The organism is Sphingomonas sp. PP-CE-3A-406, from assembly GCF_003688625.1.
Classification (GTDB): Bacteria; Pseudomonadota; Alphaproteobacteria; order Sphingomonadales; family Sphingomonadaceae; genus Sphingomonas.
The window spans coordinates 1,021,059-1,041,722 of sequence record NZ_RCWY01000002.1 but is presented as its reverse complement, the minus strand read 5'-3'; the positions used below and the strand labels follow the sequence as shown (position 1 = coordinate 1,041,722).

General features: G+C 60.9%; 20 protein-coding genes. 13 read left to right on the top strand and 7 right to left on the bottom strand.

Translation table 11 applies throughout. The features are described 5' to 3' along the window. The first annotated feature begins 114 nt into the window (after nucleotides 1-114). The 3 genes from C8J44_RS11110 to C8J44_RS11100 are packed head-to-tail and all read left to right on the top strand — an operon-like array spanning nucleotide 115 to nucleotide 3,188. Nucleotides 115-2,286 carry an FAD/NAD(P)-binding protein gene (locus C8J44_RS11110; RefSeq protein WP_121904508.1) on the top strand — a complete coding sequence of 724 codons (2,172 nt, stop codon included), beginning with the start codon at nucleotides 115-117 and terminating at the stop codon, nucleotides 2,284-2,286. 58 nt (nucleotides 2,287-2,344) lie between these two features. Further along, the gene (locus C8J44_RS11105) at nucleotides 2,345-2,635 is read left to right on the top strand and encodes a DUF3850 domain-containing protein (protein ID WP_183128757.1); all 291 of its coding nucleotides are present in this window, start codon (nucleotides 2,345-2,347) and stop codon (nucleotides 2,633-2,635) included. A gap of 7 nt (nucleotides 2,636-2,642) precedes the next feature. Further along, nucleotides 2,643-3,188, top strand: a complete 546-nt coding sequence (locus C8J44_RS11100; RefSeq protein WP_121904506.1) for an AAA family ATPase — start codon at nucleotides 2,643-2,645, stop codon at nucleotides 3,186-3,188. On the opposite strand, the gene C8J44_RS11095 is transcribed toward C8J44_RS11100, so the two are convergent. Beyond that, nucleotides 3,138-3,599, bottom strand: a complete 462-nt coding sequence (locus tag C8J44_RS11095) for an NUDIX domain-containing protein (RefSeq protein WP_121904505.1) — start codon at nucleotides 3,597-3,599, stop codon at nucleotides 3,138-3,140. The two genes, C8J44_RS11100 and C8J44_RS11095, sit on opposite strands and share 51 nt — an antisense overlap. Nucleotides 3,600-4,126: 527 nt before the next feature. Between C8J44_RS11095 and C8J44_RS11090 the strand changes: the two genes are divergently transcribed. Next, entirely contained in the window at nucleotides 4,127-4,465 is a 339-nt protein-coding gene (locus C8J44_RS11090) for a hypothetical protein (RefSeq protein WP_147453180.1), read from the top strand. A gap of 172 nt (nucleotides 4,466-4,637) precedes the next feature. Next, nucleotides 4,638-5,561 (top strand): hypothetical protein, encoded by a 924-nt coding sequence (locus C8J44_RS11085; RefSeq protein WP_060525119.1) that lies wholly within the window; start codon nucleotides 4,638-4,640, stop codon nucleotides 5,559-5,561. 197 nt (nucleotides 5,562-5,758) lie between these two features. Here the strand turns inward: C8J44_RS11085 and C8J44_RS11080 are convergent, their stop codons facing one another. Next, a complete protein-coding gene (locus C8J44_RS11080; protein ID WP_056052695.1) occupies nucleotides 5,759-5,947 on the bottom strand; it encodes a hypothetical protein in 189 nt (62 codons plus the stop codon). A gap of 368 nt (nucleotides 5,948-6,315) precedes the next feature. Here C8J44_RS11080 and C8J44_RS11075 point away from each other — a divergent pair, with 368 nt between their 5' ends. From C8J44_RS11075 to C8J44_RS11055, 7 genes are all read left to right on the top strand, one after another. After that, nucleotides 6,316-6,624, top strand: a complete 309-nt coding sequence (locus C8J44_RS11075) for a hypothetical protein (RefSeq protein WP_121904504.1) — start codon at nucleotides 6,316-6,318, stop codon at nucleotides 6,622-6,624. A 43-nt stretch (nucleotides 6,625-6,667) separates the two neighbouring features. Next, entirely contained in the window at nucleotides 6,668-6,898 is a 231-nt protein-coding gene (locus C8J44_RS11070) for a hypothetical protein (RefSeq protein WP_060525121.1), read from the top strand. A 66-nt stretch (nucleotides 6,899-6,964) separates the two neighbouring features. Then, complete coding sequence (locus tag C8J44_RS18240) at nucleotides 6,965-7,351, top strand: hypothetical protein (protein WP_147453179.1); 387 nt, start codon at nucleotides 6,965-6,967, stop codon at nucleotides 7,349-7,351. 338 nt (nucleotides 7,352-7,689) lie between these two features. Next, complete coding sequence (locus tag C8J44_RS11065) at nucleotides 7,690-8,280, top strand: hypothetical protein (protein WP_060525123.1); 591 nt, start codon at nucleotides 7,690-7,692, stop codon at nucleotides 8,278-8,280. A gap of 260 nt (nucleotides 8,281-8,540) precedes the next feature. After that, a complete protein-coding gene (locus C8J44_RS18235; protein ID WP_147453178.1) occupies nucleotides 8,541-8,795 on the top strand; it encodes a hypothetical protein in 255 nt (84 codons plus the stop codon). Between the two features lie 204 nt (nucleotides 8,796-8,999). Continuing rightward, nucleotides 9,000-9,344 (top strand): hypothetical protein, encoded by a 345-nt coding sequence (locus tag C8J44_RS11060; RefSeq protein ID WP_060526819.1) that lies wholly within the window; start codon nucleotides 9,000-9,002, stop codon nucleotides 9,342-9,344. Nucleotides 9,345-10,651: 1,307 nt separating this feature from the next. Beyond that, nucleotides 10,652-10,885 carry a hypothetical protein gene (locus C8J44_RS11055; RefSeq protein ID WP_121904503.1) on the top strand — a complete coding sequence of 78 codons (234 nt, stop codon included), beginning with the start codon at nucleotides 10,652-10,654 and terminating at the stop codon, nucleotides 10,883-10,885. 191 nt (nucleotides 10,886-11,076) lie between these two features. On the opposite strand, the gene C8J44_RS11050 is transcribed toward C8J44_RS11055, so the two are convergent. From C8J44_RS11050 to C8J44_RS11040, 3 genes are all read right to left on the bottom strand, one after another. Further along, nucleotides 11,077-13,044 (bottom strand): serine hydrolase, encoded by a 1,968-nt coding sequence (locus tag C8J44_RS11050; protein WP_121904502.1) that lies wholly within the window; start codon nucleotides 13,042-13,044, stop codon nucleotides 11,077-11,079. Nucleotides 13,045-13,241: 197 nt separating this feature from the next. Further along, on the bottom strand, nucleotides 13,242-14,792 hold the full coding sequence (locus C8J44_RS11045; protein ID WP_259466811.1) for a L,D-transpeptidase family protein: 1,551 nt from the start codon (nucleotides 14,790-14,792) through the stop codon (nucleotides 13,242-13,244). A gap of 935 nt (nucleotides 14,793-15,727) precedes the next feature. Further along, a complete protein-coding gene (locus C8J44_RS11040) occupies nucleotides 15,728-16,471 on the bottom strand; it encodes a hypothetical protein (RefSeq protein WP_147453177.1) in 744 nt (247 codons plus the stop codon). 369 nt (nucleotides 16,472-16,840) lie between these two features. On the opposite strand from C8J44_RS11040, the gene C8J44_RS18230 reads away from it, so the two are divergent. After that, nucleotides 16,841-17,080, top strand: a complete 240-nt coding sequence (locus tag C8J44_RS18230; RefSeq protein ID WP_147453176.1) for a hypothetical protein — start codon at nucleotides 16,841-16,843, stop codon at nucleotides 17,078-17,080. Here C8J44_RS18230 and C8J44_RS11035 read toward each other — a convergent pair. Both C8J44_RS11035 and katG read right to left on the bottom strand, forming a co-directional pair. Then, nucleotides 17,077-17,301, bottom strand: coding sequence for a hypothetical protein (locus C8J44_RS11035; RefSeq protein ID WP_147453175.1), 225 nt, complete (start codon nucleotides 17,299-17,301; stop codon nucleotides 17,077-17,079). The genes C8J44_RS18230 and C8J44_RS11035 overlap by 4 nt on opposite strands. A 956-nt stretch (nucleotides 17,302-18,257) precedes the next feature. Continuing rightward, a complete protein-coding gene (gene katG / locus C8J44_RS11030; RefSeq protein WP_121904498.1) occupies nucleotides 18,258-20,483 on the bottom strand; it encodes a catalase/peroxidase HPI in 2,226 nt (741 codons plus the stop codon). Nucleotides 20,484-20,664 lie beyond the last annotated feature (181 nt).

Below are 20,664 nucleotides of genomic sequence, written 5' to 3'. Positions count from 1 at the left end.
ACGACCCGCCGCAGACCGGGAAGCGCCCGGGCACTGTGGTGCGCGAATCGGCTGTATGTCCGGAAAGATTTCAGCGAGAAGGCTCATCGGGTGTCGACGATGCAGGGGGCATGTTTGAGCGGATCGAAGAATTCGAGCGGTAACAGGCAGCGCCAGGCAAAGCCGGGCGAGATCGCGTCGTCGCATACCCTCGGACACGAGCCACTTTTATATGCGCTCGGCTCGTTCGACAGCCGGGTCACCGTCCTCAGCCAGCAGACCCGCGCGCTCAACCTAGTTTGGTCGATGATTGAGACAGGCGTGGTGCCTGTTGAGAAGCGCGATCCTCCATTCAAGATTGCGGTTGTGGGGGCAGGATTTGCGGGCCTGACCTTTGCCGCCGGGCTGCTTCGAAAAGGTGCTGCCTGCGAACTCTATATCTTCGAGCAGCGCGACACGCTGCTTCCGCTACAGCAGGGCAGTGACACCCGCTGGCTACACCCGCACATATATGATTGGCCTGCAGACGGCAGCGAGGCCAGTGCAGCCATGCTTCCCGTCCTCAACTGGACGGCCGCTCGCTCTTCCGATGTTGTGGTCCAAGTCCTGAGCGAATGGGCTCAGATCGTGGAAGGGCGCGATTCGGTCCATCTTTTCTGCAACACCAGGCACCTGCAATTGACGCAGTGCATCGATGAGCGGCAGAGAGCGCGTATCGAATGGGTCGGCGAGAAACGTCGCGCATCAGACGGGACCATCCGCGAATCAGAAGGCTCGGCGCGGGGGGCGTCCGAGACGTTCGATGCGGTGGTGCTTGCCGTCGGCTTCGGCCTGGAGGCCAGTAAGGCCTCGTATTGGCGAAACGAAACCTTCGGTCAGCCCAGTCTGAACGAACCGCGGCGGACTTTCCTGCTTTCGGGGCAGGGGGACGGCGCGATGATCGATCTCCTCAGGATCCGCATTTCGCAATTCCGTCAGGACCGCATTCTCGAAGAACTCTTCGGGTCGCGGTCGGCCCTCGTCGCCGAGCTGAAGCTCATGCGGGAGGATTTCCTGAAGGATGCGACCGGCCTCTTCGAGCGGTTCGAGGGGCTGCTTGCAGAGGGCTCCCCGCATCGTACGGACATGGTCGATGTTATCGCCAAGCTCGACCGTCGCCTGCGGCGCGACACTGACGTCGTATTGCAGCTTCTTGTTCGCAATGTGGCTGAGTTGCTGGAGCCGGCGACGAGCCGGATGTCCTTCCAGAACGCTCTGCTGGTCTTCCTGTTGTACCGGTGCGGCGGTTTCGCGCCGTCCACCGAGAAAGCGCCGGCACTCAAGGCGCGCTTTTCGATCGAAAACGATACGGTCATCGAACGACACGGCGTCCGGCCGCTGGAGCAACTCAGGCGAATGATACCGGAGGGTTTGTTCGGCCTGATCGAGCAGCAGCGCAAGAACGACCCCAAGGGCTTTGGCCTGCAGACCGCCTCGCCGATGTGGTCGGGGGGCTATTTTGGATATACCGGCCGTGAAGAAGACACCGGCAAGATCGGTGACGAACAGCGTCGGGAATGGCGAAAGGAATATCTGCCGGGCCCAACGGCGCTCGTCGCGACGAGCCTGTGCGGCGCCATTGCCGGAGTTATCGAGCGCATGCACCCGCAGGCGATGCACTTTCGTGTGACGTTGCACCGTGTACTCTCGATACATGGGGAGGACCTCCTCCAACAGGCCTGCGACTATCTCGGCCGGGGGCTGGAGAAAGCCAGCGCGACCGCGGGAAGGACCTTTCCCGCCCACGCTGCGACGATCGGCGCTGCCTATCGCACGCGCCGGGTTGTGCGGACCCCGCGCAACGTGGAAAATGCCGACCTGCAGGCGGGCATGACGCAGCTTCACCTTCACCAGGCCGCGCGAACGATGATGCCCGAGGTGCGTTTCGTCCTAGCGATCCCGATCCTTCAGCCCGAAGCCAGCCATTATGCCCCAAGCCCGGTCGCAGCGATCCTCTATCTGGACAGCCGGGACGATGATTTCTTTCTCGACGACAATCAGGTCCAAGAGCTCTGCAATATTCTGAAGACCGCGGCGCGCTCGATCGTAGCTCCAAGCGGCGCCGCTCTCGGGCGGCTGCGCAACGTACAGCTCGAGCCGGTCCGCAAAACCCCGCGCGAGCCGGCCACCGCATCGACGGGGACATCGGCACTGGAAATTCTCGGGAAGGTCGAAGCGCCTTTGGTCACCCGCGAGTTCGTGCTAAACTTCGATCATACCGATCTCGCGCCCGCTACGACCGATGCAACCACTCCGCCGGGCGCATGAGGAAAGAAACTTGATGCTTGCACAGCGCTCCGCAACCCCAGCGGCAGTCAAACGTGAGTTGATCCGTGAGGCAGCGACGCACGAGCTGAAATGCTGGACCGCGTTCTTCACGGAAATCGCCGAGGGCCGCAAACGACATGATCTGCGCCGGGCGACCGATCGCGACTTCCACGTCGGCGACCGGCTCGTCCTGCGCGAATATGATCCCGCCCGCGAATGCTATACCGGTCGCGTGCAAACCGTCGTCGTAACCTATGTGACGTCGGCGGACCTGCCGTGCGCGCTTTCGGAAGAGGCGCTCAATCACGATTTCTGCATCCTGAGCATCGCCCGTCTGGCTGACGCTTGAGCAGGATATGCTGATCGGGTTGTGCGGCCTTGCCGGTGCTGGGAAGACCACCGCCATCGAAATACTCCAGCAGCACGGGCATGGCATGCGCGTGTATGTCGGCGCGATGGTCACAGCCGAGGTCAAGCACAGAGGCTTGCCGCGCACGCCTGCGAGCGAGAAGCTCGTCCGGGAAGAGCTGCGAAGCGCCGAAGGCATGGGGGCGCTGGCGCAACGTGCCTTGCCCTGGATCCACGCGACGCTCTCCACGCACCGCATCGCCCTCGTCGACGCGATTTACTGCGAGGCCGAGCGTGATATCTATCGCGCGGAATTTGGCCAGAAATTCGCAATGCTTGCAGTCGCCACCTCGGTGGAGAATCGCGCCACGCGTCTGTCGATCCGCAACCTGCGTCCGCTCTCGCCGGACGATCTGGCGACCCGCGACCGCTATGAGATCGAGCGGCTCGGAACGACCCAGGTCATGGACCTGGCCGATCACACGATCTGCAATGACGGCAGCCTAGACGAGTTCGAGCAGGCTCTGGACCATTTTATTGCCGCCGCGGCCTGACGCTGCGCCCGTCAGGCGACCGCGTTTCCTCAGGTAAGGCAGGATCCCGTTCTCGATACTCGGGGCCAGACGCAGGCCGTGGGGAGCCTTGATATCGATCCAGACGAGTTCCTCGATCTCCGAACACGGTTTTGGCTCGCCGACGAGCGTCGCGCTGTAGAGGCGCACGACGACGACCGAACCACTTTCTCCGGCCGCGACATCCTTGAACACGTCGCAAAGGCACGGGTTTGCGATCCCGCATCCCAGTTCTTCGTCAATTTCCCGCGCCAGCGTCTCGAGGTCGCTCTCGGAGCCTTCCGGTTTTCCGCCCGGTAGAATGAAGATATCAGAATTCCGCTTTCGCGCCACGAGCAAGCAGCCATTGCTGATGGCGGCCAGGCCGACCTTGTGAATCCATTTCCTGGCCATTTCGGATCCTCCGCTTCGAGTCTCACGATAGCCTATGCGCTCTGCGCCGAAAAGATGCAGTCTGGTCGGGAAAAATCTAAACGTCGGCTTTTGAGAACACCTGCCATTCGACAATTCTCTGCGGAACGGCCGCTTTGCCCCAAACCAAGCCGTTCCGATCGGCGCTTTTGCGACATGAACGAGCGGCCGAAGTTGAGAAGCCGAAGAGACCCGGCGAGCGTCCGGGAATGGGTCTTGGCAGACTCGCGCTGCCGGACAGTTTCGCCCAAAGCCGGTCGTTCAGGCTGGCGATCCGGGCTCCCGATAACGGCCATTCGTTAAGCGCAATCTTTCCCGTTTCTCCGTCTCCGATTGGCCATTTCGGGAAAGAGCAATTGGGAACAGATTTCGGGAAAGCGAAACCCGCAGGCGTCCGTCAACGCGATCGAGGCGGCGAGATTCCGCCAGACGTTCGTTTGTGGGAACGCTTAAACTGGGTTGTGGATGTCCTTACGTCGGAATAAAACAGGCCATCGATGGAGATTGCTATGCCCAGCACAGTTAGCGTCCGTCTGCTTCAGGCCCTCCTCGGTACGGCGTATTTGTTTCTTGCTGCCGTCGCCTTGGCCAAGGCGACGAGTTTGGTAACGCTCCTTGTCGCGGCAGGCGCGATGCTGGTGTCTTATCTAACCGCTAGAAGAATACCCGACGCCTTCGTCTCACCGAATGCCGTGTTTGGAATCTGTGCCATCGGACTTGCGATTATCTGCATCGGAATGGTGGCGGACGCTGTCGGCGGTACGCAAGCACAGGAATGGGTTGCCATCGTGATGGCCTATTGCGCTGGAAACCGGTTCAGGGCGGCAGGGATCGGTCCTACAAGTTAGGTGCGGCACATTCCCGAAAGTCGATCCTTTGCGAGAAAGCTGGCCTGCTCGTTGATGCAAAAATCAAAAGTTTTGCATCATGCGCCATTCAAACCGATGGGGCCAAGCACGGTACGTTGAAAATTGTGGCGCGGTGCTGGCAGCGGCGCAGGAGACGGCTTAGGCTATCAAAATGCGCATCATTTTGCTTGCCCTCTCTTGGTTTCTGATAGGCGCTGCGCCAGCCGATGCGCCGATCGGCACGTTCCAGACATGGGCGTCATACAAAAAGTTGCCGTTAGACTTCACCTCGGGTGGGGTGAGCGTGCACGTGGAGGCGATGCCGTGCTCCAATCCGCCAGCTACCGAAAGTGAGTCCTGCCACTACGATGGTTTCAATAATCAAGCGTTTGTGACCGTGGGTGGGCGGGGAGTGGCACCGATGACGGTTCTGACCGATCGGCAAAGCTCTTATGCCCGAATTGCTATCGTGCGATTTGACCAGAACGATCCGCGACCTGGGGTGATCGTCGAAAGCCAATATGGAGGCTCGGGCGGCAAACTAACGCTGCAGCTGCTGGTTCCCAGCAGCAACAGCTACCGATCGGTGTCGTTGGAGGATTACAAAGGAGCGGACCTTGAAGGCCAGTTGGCAGATTTACCCCAAGACCTATCTGGGGACGGCCGCATCGACCTGAAATTAGAAGATGGCGCGTTTGACTCTGTATTCGGCTGCAATGCCTGCACCCCGCGTCCTCCCATTCTGTTTGCGGTCAAAGAGGGCAAAATCGTTGATGAAAGTCGCGATCCGGCGCTGAGGGGCGTTTTTGCTGCCGACATGGTGCGGTCGGCACCGATGTGTCTGTCCAACAAGCGCTACCGCAATGGCGCCTGTGCCGCATACATCGCAGATGCAGTGCGGGCAGGACAGTTCGAGGCCGCATGGGCTTTAATGCTAAAGCATTATGAGCACGGCAGTGACCTGTGGGAGCCTTGCAACGTGCCCGTTTCGGCTTGGGTGAACCATCGCTGCCCTGAAGGGCATGTTACCCACTTCCGTGATTTTCCAGAATCTTTGCGCGCCTTTCTCGTGCGGGCAGGCTATCTTTCGTCCTAATCACTGACACTAAAACTGATCCAAATTGTCAGCGGGATGATGCAAAACTCACAGATTTCGCATCAGCCCAAGACCGGCAGGAAACCGCGGGCTCCGGCGATGCAAAAGACTGATGCATTTGTGATACCCGTTCAGTGGTCGGATTTTTGCGGTGTGGACCCCAAAGCGGAAGGTCCGCTTTCCTTCCCAAGTGGTCGTCAGGTAACGATAACGATGGCCACGCCTGCGATCGACAGGATGACGCTCAGCGTTGTGAGCCATCGAACTTTTCGCTTGTCCACGGCGGTGCTGGCGAAGTGCACCGCGCCGAGCAGCAGGGCCGTGCTGAGAAGCACGATAACGCTGCCTAGGAGATCGCCTTGGGCTTCGGTCATCTGGTCATCCACGACGCTGTCCTGATGATCGGCCAGCAGCGCGATCGGCTAGCAGCGCTTCCCTATCATAGGTGTGACGGGCGGGTGAAAACGCCCAGTTGCGGACATTGACGCGGTACCCGATGGTGGCGGGATGGACTCGAAAACGACAACGAAGCGCCGCAGGTGGATTTGGGTCGCCATAGCGTTCGCTGCCGCAATATGCCTGTTCTGTGCGGGTGTAATCTATGGGCGCTGGCTGACCGTGAGTGGAGCTTGTGTGCCAAGCGGTTGCCGATGGCCTTAGTCCGCTTTCGCCCAAACTACGACATTCAGGTTCAATCTGCCGACACCCGAAACCGGTCATTGATTAAGTGTACGCAGCCGTGGGACGGAAGGGCATGGCCGAACCCTTAACCCTCATCGCGAACCGCGTTCGCTACTTCCACGAGAGCGACGAAGCATTGTTCTTCGCATGGCTCGACCGGATGAAAGTTGTCTCGGGCTATGAGGGGCGCGGCGATGGACTGCATATCCGACTTGCCCGTCACCCGAATGACGACGACCTTCGTGAGCTCATTGCTTTCCACCAGCGCTATGCCATCGACATGCGCCAGCTCGCCGCGTTCAAAGCGCCGGGGAATGCGTGTTGGTTCGCCGCACCTGGAATGTACTGGTACCAGGCGGTGTTCGGTCCGGTATCGGCTTGAACTGCCCACTTGCGGACGTTCGATCATGCCTTAGACCACCTTCATGGTCACCGTGCGCTTCTCGAACGAAACTGATCGAGCCATTGAATTTATGGTGGAGCCCTGGGGGGCGGTGGAGCCGATCCCGGCAGGCGCGAGGTTCGCCATCCATTACAGTCCACACGTTGATCGAGAAGATACGTCCTACGTAGAGTATCACGCCCGGATGATCCGCTTTTGGGTCGAAGGCAGCGATTATGAGGTGGACGTGGACGGCGAGCCGGTTCCGACCTGACGACCGCTTACGCCCAGTTGCGGCCATTCGCCCAGCGCAGCTACAAATGCGGGATCGGGGGGAATCATGCGGCTATTTGGTAAGAAGGAAACACGGCATCCGTTGGCAGAAATGCCTGTGTGGATTGTGCCGCTTCACGTTCGAGCGGGCGCTGAGCAGCTTCCGGCTCCGCTTATTGGCGCATACGTTCAGGTTTTCTGCCGTGGCGACGATCCGACGACGGCGGCATGGGCTGCGATCCAAGCCGTTGAAGCCATGGGGTATTCAGTTCCGGAAAGTCCCACGACGGTTAATCAGATGCCAGCCGCAGATTACGATACGTTCGTTTCATCGCAGTGGCCGGGGCAACGTGCGGCCATGCCCACCCAAGCGGAGTTCTACGAGAGCATGGCTGAATACCGAACCGTGTTCGGGCCATTTGGCGGATACGACACGCCAGCGTCCAATAGCTGACCAACGTCCGCTCTCCTCCCAAATCGGACATTAAGTGCGGCGGAGATCCCCTCCGCCGCGACCTCCCAAGCTCCGCCGAAAGCCTCGGGTTTCATGCGACAGTAGCCGCGATATACCCCCGCGATACCCCGACCGCTTACGCCCAATGCCGGACGCTTGGGCCACAAATCAGGACTCCCGAACGCGGTCATTCGTCAAGGTTGATTTTCGCATCGGTCACTCGTGATGCGAAAATCAAAAGGTTTGCATCAACTATCGGCTCAAGCTGACGGTCGGCAGCCGCACAACAACGGAAATCTCGAAGGCTTTCAGTTGATCGCGAAGGCGGGCATAGTAGAATGATGTTCATTCTAGCCGCCCTTCTTGCCGCTCAGGTAAGCAGTCCAATGCTAGGCGCCTATGACCAGATAACGCCGAAAGTGGCGGCAACACGAATTGTGCGGTGTGGGGTCGGTCCTGTGACGGTCAGGTCGGACGAGGCGATCGAGGAGGATGTTCTCGTGGTGGTTGCAAAAGGCGCAATCACCGATGAACAGATTGCCTGTATTGCAAAAGCAGCCAGCTTCTATGACGTCGAGCTCCCGCGCGATGCTCAACCGCGACTGGAAGCGATCACAAAGGCGAAATCTTTGGCGCTCGTGAAAGCTGAGGGGAGGAGATGGCTGACCACGCACCACCTCCTTGGCAAGCTGCCCCAGTATGAAGCTGGGGTCACGGACGACGACAGCTTTGCCCGCAGTGTAGAGGAGCTCTGCGGTGCAAGCGGCGCACTGCACTCACAATTTGGCGTCCACGCACTCAACCCCGCGTGGGCAAATCAGCAGCAAGGTCCGCCTAAGGAGGATGGGCCACTCGCTTGCGTAATCAACGCCGCGTGGGCCTCGGGTTTTGAGTTTGCCTTCATCGGAAACGAGCAAGCGAAGCCGTAGCGACTGAGCAAAACCCCGCTTTGCCGGGCAAAGTGGATAAACGGCAAACCACAGTTTTTCGTCGTGCGTCTCCTTTCCAGCGCATCGTCCCGAAAGCGGCTGTTCCGCTTTCCTCCCATTCCGGCCGTTCCGCGGCGGAGACACCCTCCGCCGCAGGCTCCGCCAAGTCGCGGGAATGCGTCGTTCTCGACGTGCTACAGAGGTAGTGTGCCCCAGCGATACCCCTGCTGGGCGGGGCGGATGCGATACATCCATGATGGATGAAAAAAACGATCTCGGACCCGCGTCTTCTTAGCAATTTGATCGTGGCTACAGCGCTACCAACTCGGCGAACGATGGAACCTGCTGTGCCCCACAATATCAATTACGAGCTGCTTACAGAGATTGAGCTGGCTGTCGCATCGCGCGCCAAAACCGCTGGCGAGCGGCGAACCCATTTAGATCAAGCGGCAGTCTACGCGACGCTCGGAGAGAAGTACCGAGATGAACGTGCGCTCTTCGTTCTTGCCGCATAGATGCTCATGCGGCGGAGGAACCCTCCGCCGCAACCGTCCGCGACCCGCACAAACACGCGACTTTTTCGCTGCGTACGTTGCAATGTACCCCAGAGATACCCCGGTTGAAAACGCCCAATAGCGGTCGTTCGTCCCTCACCGTCTCTTGCCCGAAAGCCGCCGACCGTTAAGGTTCCTACAGCGATGGATGCGACTTAGGACGGGATGATCATGCTTGCTCGTTACTGGACCAACAAACTCGGTCTGGCAGGAGTGCTCGGTCTGTATGGCGTTTCCGTTCTCCTTCTTGACCTTTTGGGAGTGAGTGAGTTTGCGGCCGTGGCTCTCCCGTTGGCGCTCCTTCCGCTGGCTAGCCTCCTCCCCGGTTCACGCCGATTGTTCTCCGGAATGATGCTGCCCGGCATCCTGATCTGCGCCACGGTCGCAATAGCTTATGGATCGTTGAACTGGACCGACGCACCGTCCGCCAGACTCGTTTATGCGGCATACTTTCTATTCGCTGCCTCGTGGGGATATGCGATCTATCGGGCGTTCTCGACACCAACTTGATGTCCGCTCTCCATCCATCGCCCGCGAAAGCAGCCTGACCGCTCCCCTTCCGCAAACCCGCCAGCCCGCTAACGCCCAAATATGGACATTCAATCAGGCCGTACCTGCCGTCGAAAGCGGCCGTTCGGTTCGCCCGACCTCATCCAGTATTTACAAATCCTAGATAATTTGGGTCCAATTTCCAGAAAGTAAAATCTAATTTAGGGATTTCAGATGCGGAAAGATATTCTAGGATTTTGCATCGTAGCTTTATTATTTTCGACTAGTGCAAATGCACAATTTGCGGGTCTACTCGGAAAAAGATTTGGACTTCCACCAGAGGGCGAAGTCGGCGGATCGTATCAATCAAATAACCAGATAAGAACGTACATCACGTCAGAGCCATATGATAATTCATTGTTATACGAAAAACTTATAACCAAGACGTCTGAAATGGCGGCAGACCGAGGTTTTTCGCATATTGGTGTCACGAAGAACAGCTGCACAACCGCTATAATTGGGGGAACCCCCCGCTCAACAAGCTGCTATCTGATAGCGATTATGCTAAATGAGCACGAAACCGCTAAATCTCGTGGGGGCCGTGAGGTTCGGTACTATTCTGTGAAAACCGTTAGTAGTGGTGTGATAGCGCCGCTACCCGCATCAAGGTAATAGCGCGACAAGTTGACTCCCGATCAACGGCCCTTTTCTGAAGAGCGGCTGCGCCACGCAGTGTCTGCTAACACCGCCCCCTACCCAATAACGGCCAGTCCGCTTTCCTTCCCATTCCGGCCATTCCGTTTACGCCCAAACGCGGACGATCGAGCCGCCTATTGCCTCTCCCGATAGCGGACGTATCATTTGGCGATGAAGCAAGGCGTTCCGGATGAATTCGCGAGTAAAATAAAGCGCTGGCTCGACGGCAACTCGCCATCTGACAGGGTAGCTCTGGTCCGCCATCTTGCATTGCGAGGCGATCCCGATGCCATCACGGAACTGGACCGGCTCGGGGTTGATCGCCGATCATCAGCGACGGCGCTTTCTGCGGCTGCAATGGCTCACCGGGCAGCTGAGCGAGGCCATCAGCCGGCTGCTTACAATCTAGCTATGCAGCGCTTCAACCAAGGGAATCTGCGAGGCTATAGGTATTGGCTACGCCGGGCGGCCCGGGCAGGCGACAATGATGCAGGCAACCAGCTTGCTCGGTTCGAGGTTCGACGGCCTCATGGCGCAGCCAGAGACATCCATCGGGGGCGACCATACAAACCTTACGACTAGGCGACTCCGCCCAGGTGCGGACATTCGCGCTGAATGAGATATCCGGCACCATGAACTTCGATCGGTATCTCGCTGCCCAGCGGAAGGGGGGCAACGTCATCTCCGTGGTGATCGTCAGCTTTGTAGCGTTCATGTGGGCGGCCACACTCATAGATTCGGCGTTCGACTGCGGGTGGGGTTGGGACAGCCAGATACTCTGGCTTGGGCCGCTGATGGCACTTTTCACGATCCTCGTTCGGTTCTGCGCGATGGCGATCTTCAAGTTCTTCGGCGGCAATCTCTAATGTCCGCTAACCTGCCCCATCACGACATTCGCGGGCGGATAGCCGGGCTTCAAAATCGGTCATTCGCAATGATGAATTAGCGTCCGCAGTTGGGAAGCGAGGGAAGGGGCGTGAACGTCCGGTTCTGAGTCGAAGCTGCCGGCAAGACGGGGGCATGCGTTATCAGCGGTTCAACGCGATAGGGGCGACGGTCACTGTTTCCCTCCTTCGGCTGCCAGTAGGGCTCGTAGGATATCTTGGGACCGTCGTTGGCCATACCCGTGCCCGTAGGCACTCGATGTGATCGCGATGACAAGGTGGCGACTTCGAATGACGTAGATCTTGTTGCCGCCGTTTCCCGAGGCGAACGACACAGGAACGGGCTTGCCATCGACCTGCTGAACCTTGGAATACCAGAAATAGGCGTAGCCGTCGGCGTAAGGGTCGCTGTTCGAAATCGTAACTTTCGGCGTTAGTGCCTCGTGTATCCAGCGGGCACTGACGATCCGGCGGCCGCGATATTGACCCGCACCGCGCACCATTTCTCCGATCGTGGCGAACGCGCGTGTCGTTAGAGAGAGGTTGCCCTGTCCTTTGGTGTATCCCGCCGCGTCCGACGCCCAGTTCCAGTCGCGGATGCCCAGCGGCGTGAAGAGTGATTTTCGCGCGAAGTCCGCCATCGTTTGCCCCGTGGCTTTCGCTATCAAAATACCGGCCGTGTACGCGGTCGCCGAATTGTAGCGGTAGCGCGAGCCCGGTGGGTCAGCGCGCGGCACCGTCAGCAGAAACGCGAGCGGATCGGCCGCTGCGTCGAGCCTGTCTTCGTTACCTGGAGACGCAGGATCCTCATCGAACGCCGCTAGCCCCGAGCGCATCGTCAGCAGGTCCGCGATGGCGACATCGCCGATCGCGCTGCCCCGTGCCGCCGGCCAATGGTCTGCGACGCGGTCATCGATGCCGCGCAGCTTGTGGTGATCGATCGCGATTCCCATCAGCAACGCGGTCACGCTTTTTCCCGCCGACCGGACGTCGTGAAGCGTATCCGCACGCTCGCCATTGTAATAGCGTTCGGCGACAATGCGTCCGCCGCGCATGACGACGACACCGCCCAGGTCGGGATGCGGATCCTGGTCCCAGCGCGCCAGAACCGCGTTCAGCGCGGCATCGGTTCGCGCCAGGGAAGGCGTGCTGGAAAGAGCGCCGAGCAGGACAGCGAAGCGGATGGCGGTGAAGGTCATGTCATGTCTCCGGGCAGCGGTGCGGGCTGCCGACGGCGCTATCGGATCGTCGTCTTGCATCTGCGCAACATTCCGCAGCCGCCTCCACCGCGCGGGTGTCGTATCCAGGCGCGACCGGAAGGTCCTAGTCAGATGCGCCTGGTCGACGAACCCTGCCGATTGCGCGACATCGGCGAGCGATGCCGTGCCGCTGCCCAGCATGGCTGCGGCGCGCTCCAAACGGTGGCCGCGAAGATAGTCGCCTGGAGAACAGCCGAGGAAGCGACGAAACACGCGCGCAAGGTGGACGGGATGGACGCCCGCGTCCGATGCGACCTCGGCGACCGAAAGCTCGGGATCGGAGGATGTGAAGATCATCTCGACGGCGCGCGTCAGCCATCGCGGCGGGGATGATGCCCGTCGTGGCTCGTCGGACGATAGTGGCGATACCGCAGCATGAAGCTGCAACGCACGCGCCTCCAGCGTAAGCGCCGGGGCTTCATCGAGCTCGTGCGCGATGGTCTGCGCCAACCGAAAGGCATAAGGATCGCGGATGCAAAATGCTGCGGCTTCGCTGCCTTCACCCCCGGAAATGGCCATGAAGCGTCCCCGCCCGCCGTGGAACCGGTCCTCATGGGTGGTACCTGGCGGATTGTAGATCAGAACCGGGGTGTTCGACACCAGCGGTGCGCCGACTGCCGACGACATATAGCCACCGGAGAGCACCAGAATGAAATGCGCCTCCTCATGACTGTGTCGCTGCACCTCTTGCTCGGGCGCGTTTGCGTCTAGCGCGTGGAAGCTGAAGCCAGCAGCCTCGCGCCACTCCGGACCGCTTCCCCAAAAATCCGTCCGGCCGCGCCTCAAAACCATATGGGCTGTGTGGACCAGCCGAGCTGGGCACACCAGTCCGCGCATATTCGGCAAACCGAATGCCGTTGCCCGGATTTCGGAATAATACATGAACAAAGATCTGAAGCTGAGAAGGGTAAAGTCCTGTCCAGATGTCCGATTGTGGGTCTGGCTAGCTCTCCGCTACCAAGCGGTCCCGCCCAACCAAGACTGCAATCCGGAGCCCCGACGATAGCCATTGGTTCAGCGTGACTGGCCGGTCGACTGTCCCACAATGTGTGCGTTCGCGGGCAAGGGAAGGATTGTGACTAAGGGCCGATGTCGATCGCCTGCGCTTCCGCCCGACGCGCCGACGACTTGGCAAAACCCAGTTGCTCGGCGATTGGATCGTTCCATCCGTACGGGTCGGTGCGAAAGGCTATCGCCCCGTCGGCACCGACATAGACATTGTGATAGAGCAGCCGGACCGGAATACGACGCGGCAAGGGCACGAAGGTCATCTCGCCCGTCGCCTGCGCGGCCTGCCAGGCGTCCGCGACGCCCTCGTCCTCGGCGAGCATCTGCGCGAAGCCGAGCGCGTCCTCGACGCGGACGCAGCCATGGCTGAGATGGCGCTGGCTGCGCTCGAACAGGGCTGGTGCCGAGGTGTCGTGCAGGTAGATCGCCTGGTTGTTGGCCATGTCGAACTTGACGAGGCCGAGCGCATTGTCGGGCCCCGGCTGCTGGACGATCCAGCCTTCACGCAGCACCATATTGTGCGCCTGCAGATACGCGTCGTCGACATTCGCCATTTCGCCGTTCTGGATCGATTTCGGCACGGTCCAGGTCGGATTGGCGACCAGCCTGAAGATCGGCGATGCGAGCGCCGGCGTCTCGTGCCCGGGTTCTCCGACCACGACCTTTCGCTCGTCCGCCACCGTTCCGTCGCGGTAATAGCGCAACTGTGACGCCGCGGTGTTGACGTCGATCCGCGTGGCCGGTGGCGTGCGTTCGAGCCAGCGCCGGCGCTCCAGGGCCACGCCCAACGCCCGGGCGCGCTCGCCAGCGCCCAGGTTGAGCACCTTCAGCGTCTCGGGACCGACGACGCCGTCGGCGGCAATCCCGTAATCTGTTTGCAATCCCTTCAGCGCGTCCGACAGCGCCTGCGTGTAGAGCGCCGACGTGGGGGAAGGCGCGAGCCGCGACGGCTCGGTCGCTAAATCGGAGTGTACCAGATAGCCGCTTTGCGTCAGCTGATCGGCAATGGCCGCCACCCGCGGGTCTCGATCGCCAACGCGTATCAGGCCACCGGCGATCGGCTGGGTCGGCCCGGCCGCGGCTGCGGCCTGGCTGAAGCGGAGATAGGCGTCGGACAAAGCCCGATATTCTGCGTCCTGCGGTGCTAACGACGCCAGCCACTCGGTGAGTTTACCGGTCGCAAGGGCGACGCTGAGGCCGGCTGTAACGTCGGTTTTCGGGCGGGGCAGGGTATAGACTTCGTGCAACGAGGCAGGATCGATGTGTCCTTTTGCCAACGTTTCGGCATAGGAGAGGGCGGCGCGCGACCACGCTACGTCGGCAACGGCGGAGCTTGAATCCATTGTGTCCGCGTCGGCGAAGGCCAGGTGATCGAGACCGTGCCGGCCGCGGTCGGCGAGCGCGGACTGGAATGCAGCGATGCTCTGCTTGGACCACAAAGCTCGCCATTTCGACTGGGCGTACAAGGTCCGAAGCTTGGGGTCCGTCACTTCGGCCTTGTCGATCGCCATCGCGATGGAGTCCGGACGGGCTACGGCGTCGATCGGAACGGCCTGAGCGTGCGACGCTCCGTGAGTCAGCAGGATCAGCAGCGGGACCGTGGAGTGGTACAATGTCTTCAAGCGCATGCTGATCTAACGAGCCATTCGGCAGTTTGGACCAGGACGACGGCCGGTCGCAGCAGAAATGTGCCGTTCGGCGTGCTATCACTGGTCTAAAATCGATCGCCGTCGCTACTCTTGGAGCGTCGGCCCGGCCTGTCTCACTTGCAGATCGCGCCGTGGCGCTAGCCATGCGCAACGCCCGACAATCACCCTCGAAAGTCAGCGCTCCGTCGGCGCGCGCCGCGGCGTCTTCCACCTGACGGCGTGCAATCGCGCCAAATATAACGGGGATACGCATCGCCAGGCTTTCGAGGGGCGTCCCAATTCGCGCCATCAATGCCGCCCTGTTGGGCAACGATTTGCCTATATGAACAAACGGCCGAAGTTGGGGAGTGACAAGCCGACCCCCAATGTCCGACTATGCCCGCCGGTTATTGCGCGCTGCGCGATAACCGCTTCAACCTCTGTGGAATCCACCCATGGCAGCACTCAGGGGTATGACGGCCGCGGCTACAACAATCTTTCCCGGCGGGTAGCTTTTAGTCCGGCAGCAATCGGGGCTGCTGGCATCGCGAGGGGCGGAGTCGGGGAGGACCCAATTCCGCGACCCCATTCAACACGCTATTCCCCCCACCTCGCCCGCGGTCTTTTCGTGTCGCAAAAGGTGCAATCGAGCGACCTGCGGAAACCGGCCCAGGTCCTAGGCCGCGTTGCTATATTCGGAGGTCATACGCCGGTGCAGTTTGGTGCACTTTCGCGACCGTGCAACGGGGGCAACGCGAATTTTCAGAATGGCACCGAATTTGCGCATCCTCCCCAGGATGCACGTGACGGCGCAAGCCGGCACGCTCACCCGCGGTCGTTGGATGTTGAACCCGTTGGGTTCGGGGCTTCGGGGGCTTGGTGAAGCTTCAAACTGCGCACGCCATAGGCGTTCCTTTTATATTTAGATCTTACAGGGCCTCTGTGTGACCGCTCGGCGGATTTGCACTATCAACAAAGGCGCGGACGCGGGCGAGGATGGCGCGCAGCTCGGGGCTCTGGACTTCGGCGATCACGTCGTCGACCGTCGCAGTGTCCAGCTTCCTCTGCCGCGCAAGCTTCTCGGCGACAGCGCGGACGAACTCGCTCGGCTTACGCAGCATGCGGCGGACGCACTCGCGAACCGTTGGCGGCTGTAGCAGGATGAAGGCGTTCGAGATCTGCTCGCTCTGCTGCTCATCGGGCAGGGCGTCCTCGATCGGTACGCACCGCCGGATCCAGTCGAGGAAGCCGCATGCCTTCAGGCGCGCGACGGCCTCTACAACGGCGCTACGCGACTTGTGTATCTTGTCAGCGATCCACTGGTAGGTCGGATCGAGCCGGCCGTCCTTACGGCCGCGCAGGCGCAGCAGGCAGCGCAGGACGTCGAGCCCGATCGAACCGAGGGCACCGTTGCGCTTCCCCGGCAGCTTGGTCTCATGCTCGAACGCCTCGGCCGCGCGCATACGCGCGTTGTGTTCGGTCTTCGGGAACGTGTTGTGCGTGCGCCACAGGGATACCTCGGAACCGCCAGCGTTGTGGCTATTGCGGCGCACGGGCGAGTTTGAACGTGCGCGGTCGCGGATACCGGTGATAACTTCGCTAAACGAGCGGGCGATGTTGCTCGTGCCGGAAGGAGGGCGGGGGGAAGTGGCGGCGGGCAGTGAATTCGACATCGTGTCGGCTCCCGAAGGAAGTCGATGGCAGGCAATCGGCCGGCGCGAGAGCCGGGATTGCGGGGCTCGATGTCGATGGTCTCGCCTCCGGTGCGTTCCCGGTGCAGTCCGCTTTCAATAACGGATTTCTGCGGGCTAGAAGGTGCGGGGCTCTAGAGTTTACCGAGCAAAAACGTCGGAAGTCCGGGCTAACGGCTTCGTTCGTAATGCGGGGGTCACAGGTTCGAGTCCTGTAAGCGGCACCATTCCAAGCGACAAGTTTTTGGGTTAAATTACGTTTTTGTCGCCTCGGTCTGCGCTGCCGCGTTTTCCTGTTCGGTGCGACTTTGGTGCATTGCACCGGCGGCGAGCTTCTCAAGGTCGACCAGAATGCCGGTCAGTGCAGGGACGACGCTGGAAAAGTTCACCGATCGCGTAGACTTCGGTCTGGCTGCCATCGCTGTGGCCCATGAAGCCTTCGAGATCCCATTTCGTGGCGCCACGGTTCCGAGCGAGCCTCGCGAGGCACTGTCGCAAGAGATACGACCGTTACTCGCGGCCGGGGCGGGCGGTCTGTTCCAGATTCATGAACGTCGTGTATTTAGCGCGCAGCCAGCGATCGAGCGTTAGCAGAACGGGCACAAGTGCACGGTGCTTCTTATTCTGCGTTTTCCCCTGGGGTTCAAGTCGATCGTCGGGGCGCCCGGCCACCACTGCTCCCGATCGGGCGCGACGTTGATGTCTACAAGAGCGCCGGGGCGCTCGAGCGTGCAGATCGACGCGATCAAGAATGCGTGCAGCGATCCGCGCTGGCGACCCGGCTCGGCCGCGTAGACAAGCATCTGTGCCAATTCTTCGATCCCGATCCGGGTGCGTCGCTTCCGCTGCACCTGGCGGGCGGGGGGCTTGTAGATTGGCTTTTTACCGAGCGAGGCGGCTCGGCATTGGCCGCGTGGTTTAGTGCCGCGATAAATTGCGCGATTGGAGCCTCGGTCGCGGCTGGCGACCGAGAGTGCGAAATGATTTCACCTTTATCGTTACGGCATTCGGCAGGTTGCTGCTTGGACCAGGAGCGGAACGCGTAAACGAGCATCGACGCGTATGTCGTCGCGCACGTCTTGGCGTGGCCAAACCGCCCTTTGACACCCAACGCCTGCTCCGCGTCGAGAAGTGCGACGACATAAGCAACGCGGCTTGCAATTGTGTCGGCGGAGGCGCGCGTGTTACCCCACTCGATCTCATAGTCGGCGATCGCGTCGGTCAGCAAGGGCGCCTTCTGGGCGAGAGCTTAGCCGCACGCTTGGCAAAATGCTGGAGCTTCGCCTTTGTCAGCGAGATGCATCTTATCGAGGAATAGGATCGCAACATTCAGTTCTACTGTATCTAGATCTAACATCGCGGTGCGGATCGCCAATCGATAAGGAAGGGCTGATCGGCGTCTCGCCATCCCCGGTAAGACCCCTTCGACGATTGCCCTCAGACTTTGGCTGCTAGCCCCGTTTGCGCGAATGACCGGGTATAGGCCATCTAATGTTCCCTCCGAACCCGTGCGCAGACAGTATAGTCCTGACCGGTATTTGCTCATGGCGCAGCGCAGCAGAGTTATCAACGCGTCAGCGAGCCATGGCCGTAGTGGACTGTACGAACAGCAGTATAAAGGCTGATGGAGAGGGGCCATTGAGTACGACGGCTACAAGCCGTCCAACGATCGAAGTCTCTATCTGATAGATCAGATCAGCGACGGATAGGCCGTGGTCTTCCGGAAACCTTCCCGGACCACCACGGCCTATCCACCCGCTAACGAAGCTTACGTCGCCTGGTTGGACGAAACAGGCTTGGCCGTGATGTCGAAACGGTCGGCGTTCATGACCTTGACCCATGCCTTGACGAAGTCGCGCACGAACTTCTGCTCATGGCCGTTCTCGGCATAGACTTCGGCGGTCGCGCGCAGCTGCGAGTTCGAGCCGAAGATCAGGTCGGTACGGGTCGCCTGCCACTTCTTCTCGCGACCACCACGATCGTAGCCGATGAACTTCTCGTCGCTCGACGTGTCGACCAGATCCCAGAACGTGTCGTTGTCGAGCAGGTTGACGAAGAAGTCGTTGGTCAGCTGGCCCGGCCGCGTGGTGAGGACGCCCTCGGGCGCATCGCCGAAGTTCGCACCGAGCACGCGCAGGCCACCGACCAGCACGGTCATCTCCGGCGCGGACAGGCCGAGTAGCGAAGCCTTGTCGAGCAGCAACTCCTCGGTCTTCACCGGGTGACGCGTCTTCAGGTAGTTGCGGAAGCCATCGGCCTGCGGCTCCATCCACACGAAGCTCTCGACATCGGTCCACTCCTGCGTCGCATCGCCGCGTCCACCAAGGAACGGCACCGACACGTCGTGACCGGCATCGCGTGCCGCCTTCTCGACCGCAGCCGAACCGGCCAGCACGATCGCGTCGGCCAGCGACATGTCGCCGCGCAGTTCGTTGAGCTTGGCTAGGACCTTGCTCAACTGCTCGGGCTCGTTGACCGGCCAGTCCTTCTGCGGCGCGAGCGCGATGCGCGCACCGTTCGCACCACCGCGGTGGTCCGACCGGCGATAGCTCGATGCCGACGCCCAGGCGGTCTTGACCAACTGGCCGATCGTCAGGCCGCTCGACAGCACGGCGTCCTTGAACGCGGCGGCGTCGGCGTCCGACGGCGCGGTGCCCTCGGGAACCGGATCCTGCCAGATCAGCGTCTCTTCCGGAACCTCAGGCCCGAGGTAGCGAACGCGCGGACCCATGTCGCGGTGCGTCAGCTTGAACCATGCGCGTGCGAACGCGTCGTCGAGTGCCGACTGATCGTCACGGAAACGCAGCGCGATCTCGCGGAACTCGGGGTCCATCTTCAGCGCCATGTCGGCAGTGGTCATCATCGTTGGCACGCGCTTGTTGGGGTCGCGTGCGTCGGGTGCCATGTCCTCCGGTGCCGGATTGACCGGCTGCCACTGCTTTGCGCCGGCCGGGCTCTCGGTCAGCTCATAGTCGTACTTGAACAGCAGGCGCAGGTAATCGCCGGTCCACTTGGTCGGGTTGTTCGACCATGCGCCCTCGATGCCCGAGGTCGTGATGTGGCCCTGGCCGATCTCCTCGCTGTCGGTCAGCCAGCCGAGGCCCTGCATGTGCACGGATTCGGAAGACGGCGCCTTGAAATGCGGGGCAGACTTGGCGCCGTGCGCCTTGCCGAACGCATGGCCGCCAGCGGTCAGCGCGACGGTTTCCTCGGAGTTCATCGCCATCCGCTGGAACGTCGCCTTCATGTCGCGCGCCGACAGGAGCGGGTTCGGATCACCGCCCGGGCCTTCCGGGTTGACGTAGATCAGGCCCATCTGGATCGCGGCAAGCGGTCCTTCGAGCTCGGGCAGGTCCTCGCTGATGCGGGTCTGCGCACCTTCGTTGACCCACAGCTCCTCGGCGCCCCAGAACGTATCGCCCTCGGAGGCGAAGACGTCCTTGCGGCCGCCGGCGAAACCGAAGATCGGTCCGCCCATGCTCTCGATCGCCACGTTGCCGGCGAGGATGAACAGATCGGCCCAGCTGATGTTCTTGCCGTACTTCTGCTTAAGCGGCCACAACAGGCGACGCGCCTTGTCGAGGTTGCCGTTGTCCGGCCACGAGTTGAGCGGCTCGAAACGCTGCTGGCCCGACGACGACCCGCCGCGACCATCGGTCACGCGGTAGGTGCCGGCGGCGTGCCATGCCATGCGGATCATGAACGGGCCGTAGTGACCGTAATCGGCAGGCCACCAGGCCTTGCTGTCGGTCATCAGCGCGGTCAGGTCCTCCTTCAGCGCGGCATAGTCGAGCTGCTGGAACGACTCGGCATAGTCGAATTCCTCACCCATCGGGTCGGGGGAGACGCCGTGCTGGTGCAGCATGTCGATCGGCAGCGCATCGGGCCACCAATCCTTGTTCGTACGACCGAGCAGCGAGCGGGCCTTGACCTCGCCGCCACCGTTGGGGCCCATGGGGCAACCGCTGCTCTTGGGCTGTTCGTAATCGGCCATCTTGGCGTCCTCTCTCGATGAGTATTCCGTGCTTGAGCCCAAGATGCAGGATTTGACGGACATTTGTCCAATCGATTATTCGGGCAGGATCAATCACGCCAGTCGATCACAGGCGGGTATCGAGCAAGTCGTCCCGGTACCGCCGCCATGACCCGCGTTCAGAGCACCGATATACAGCGCG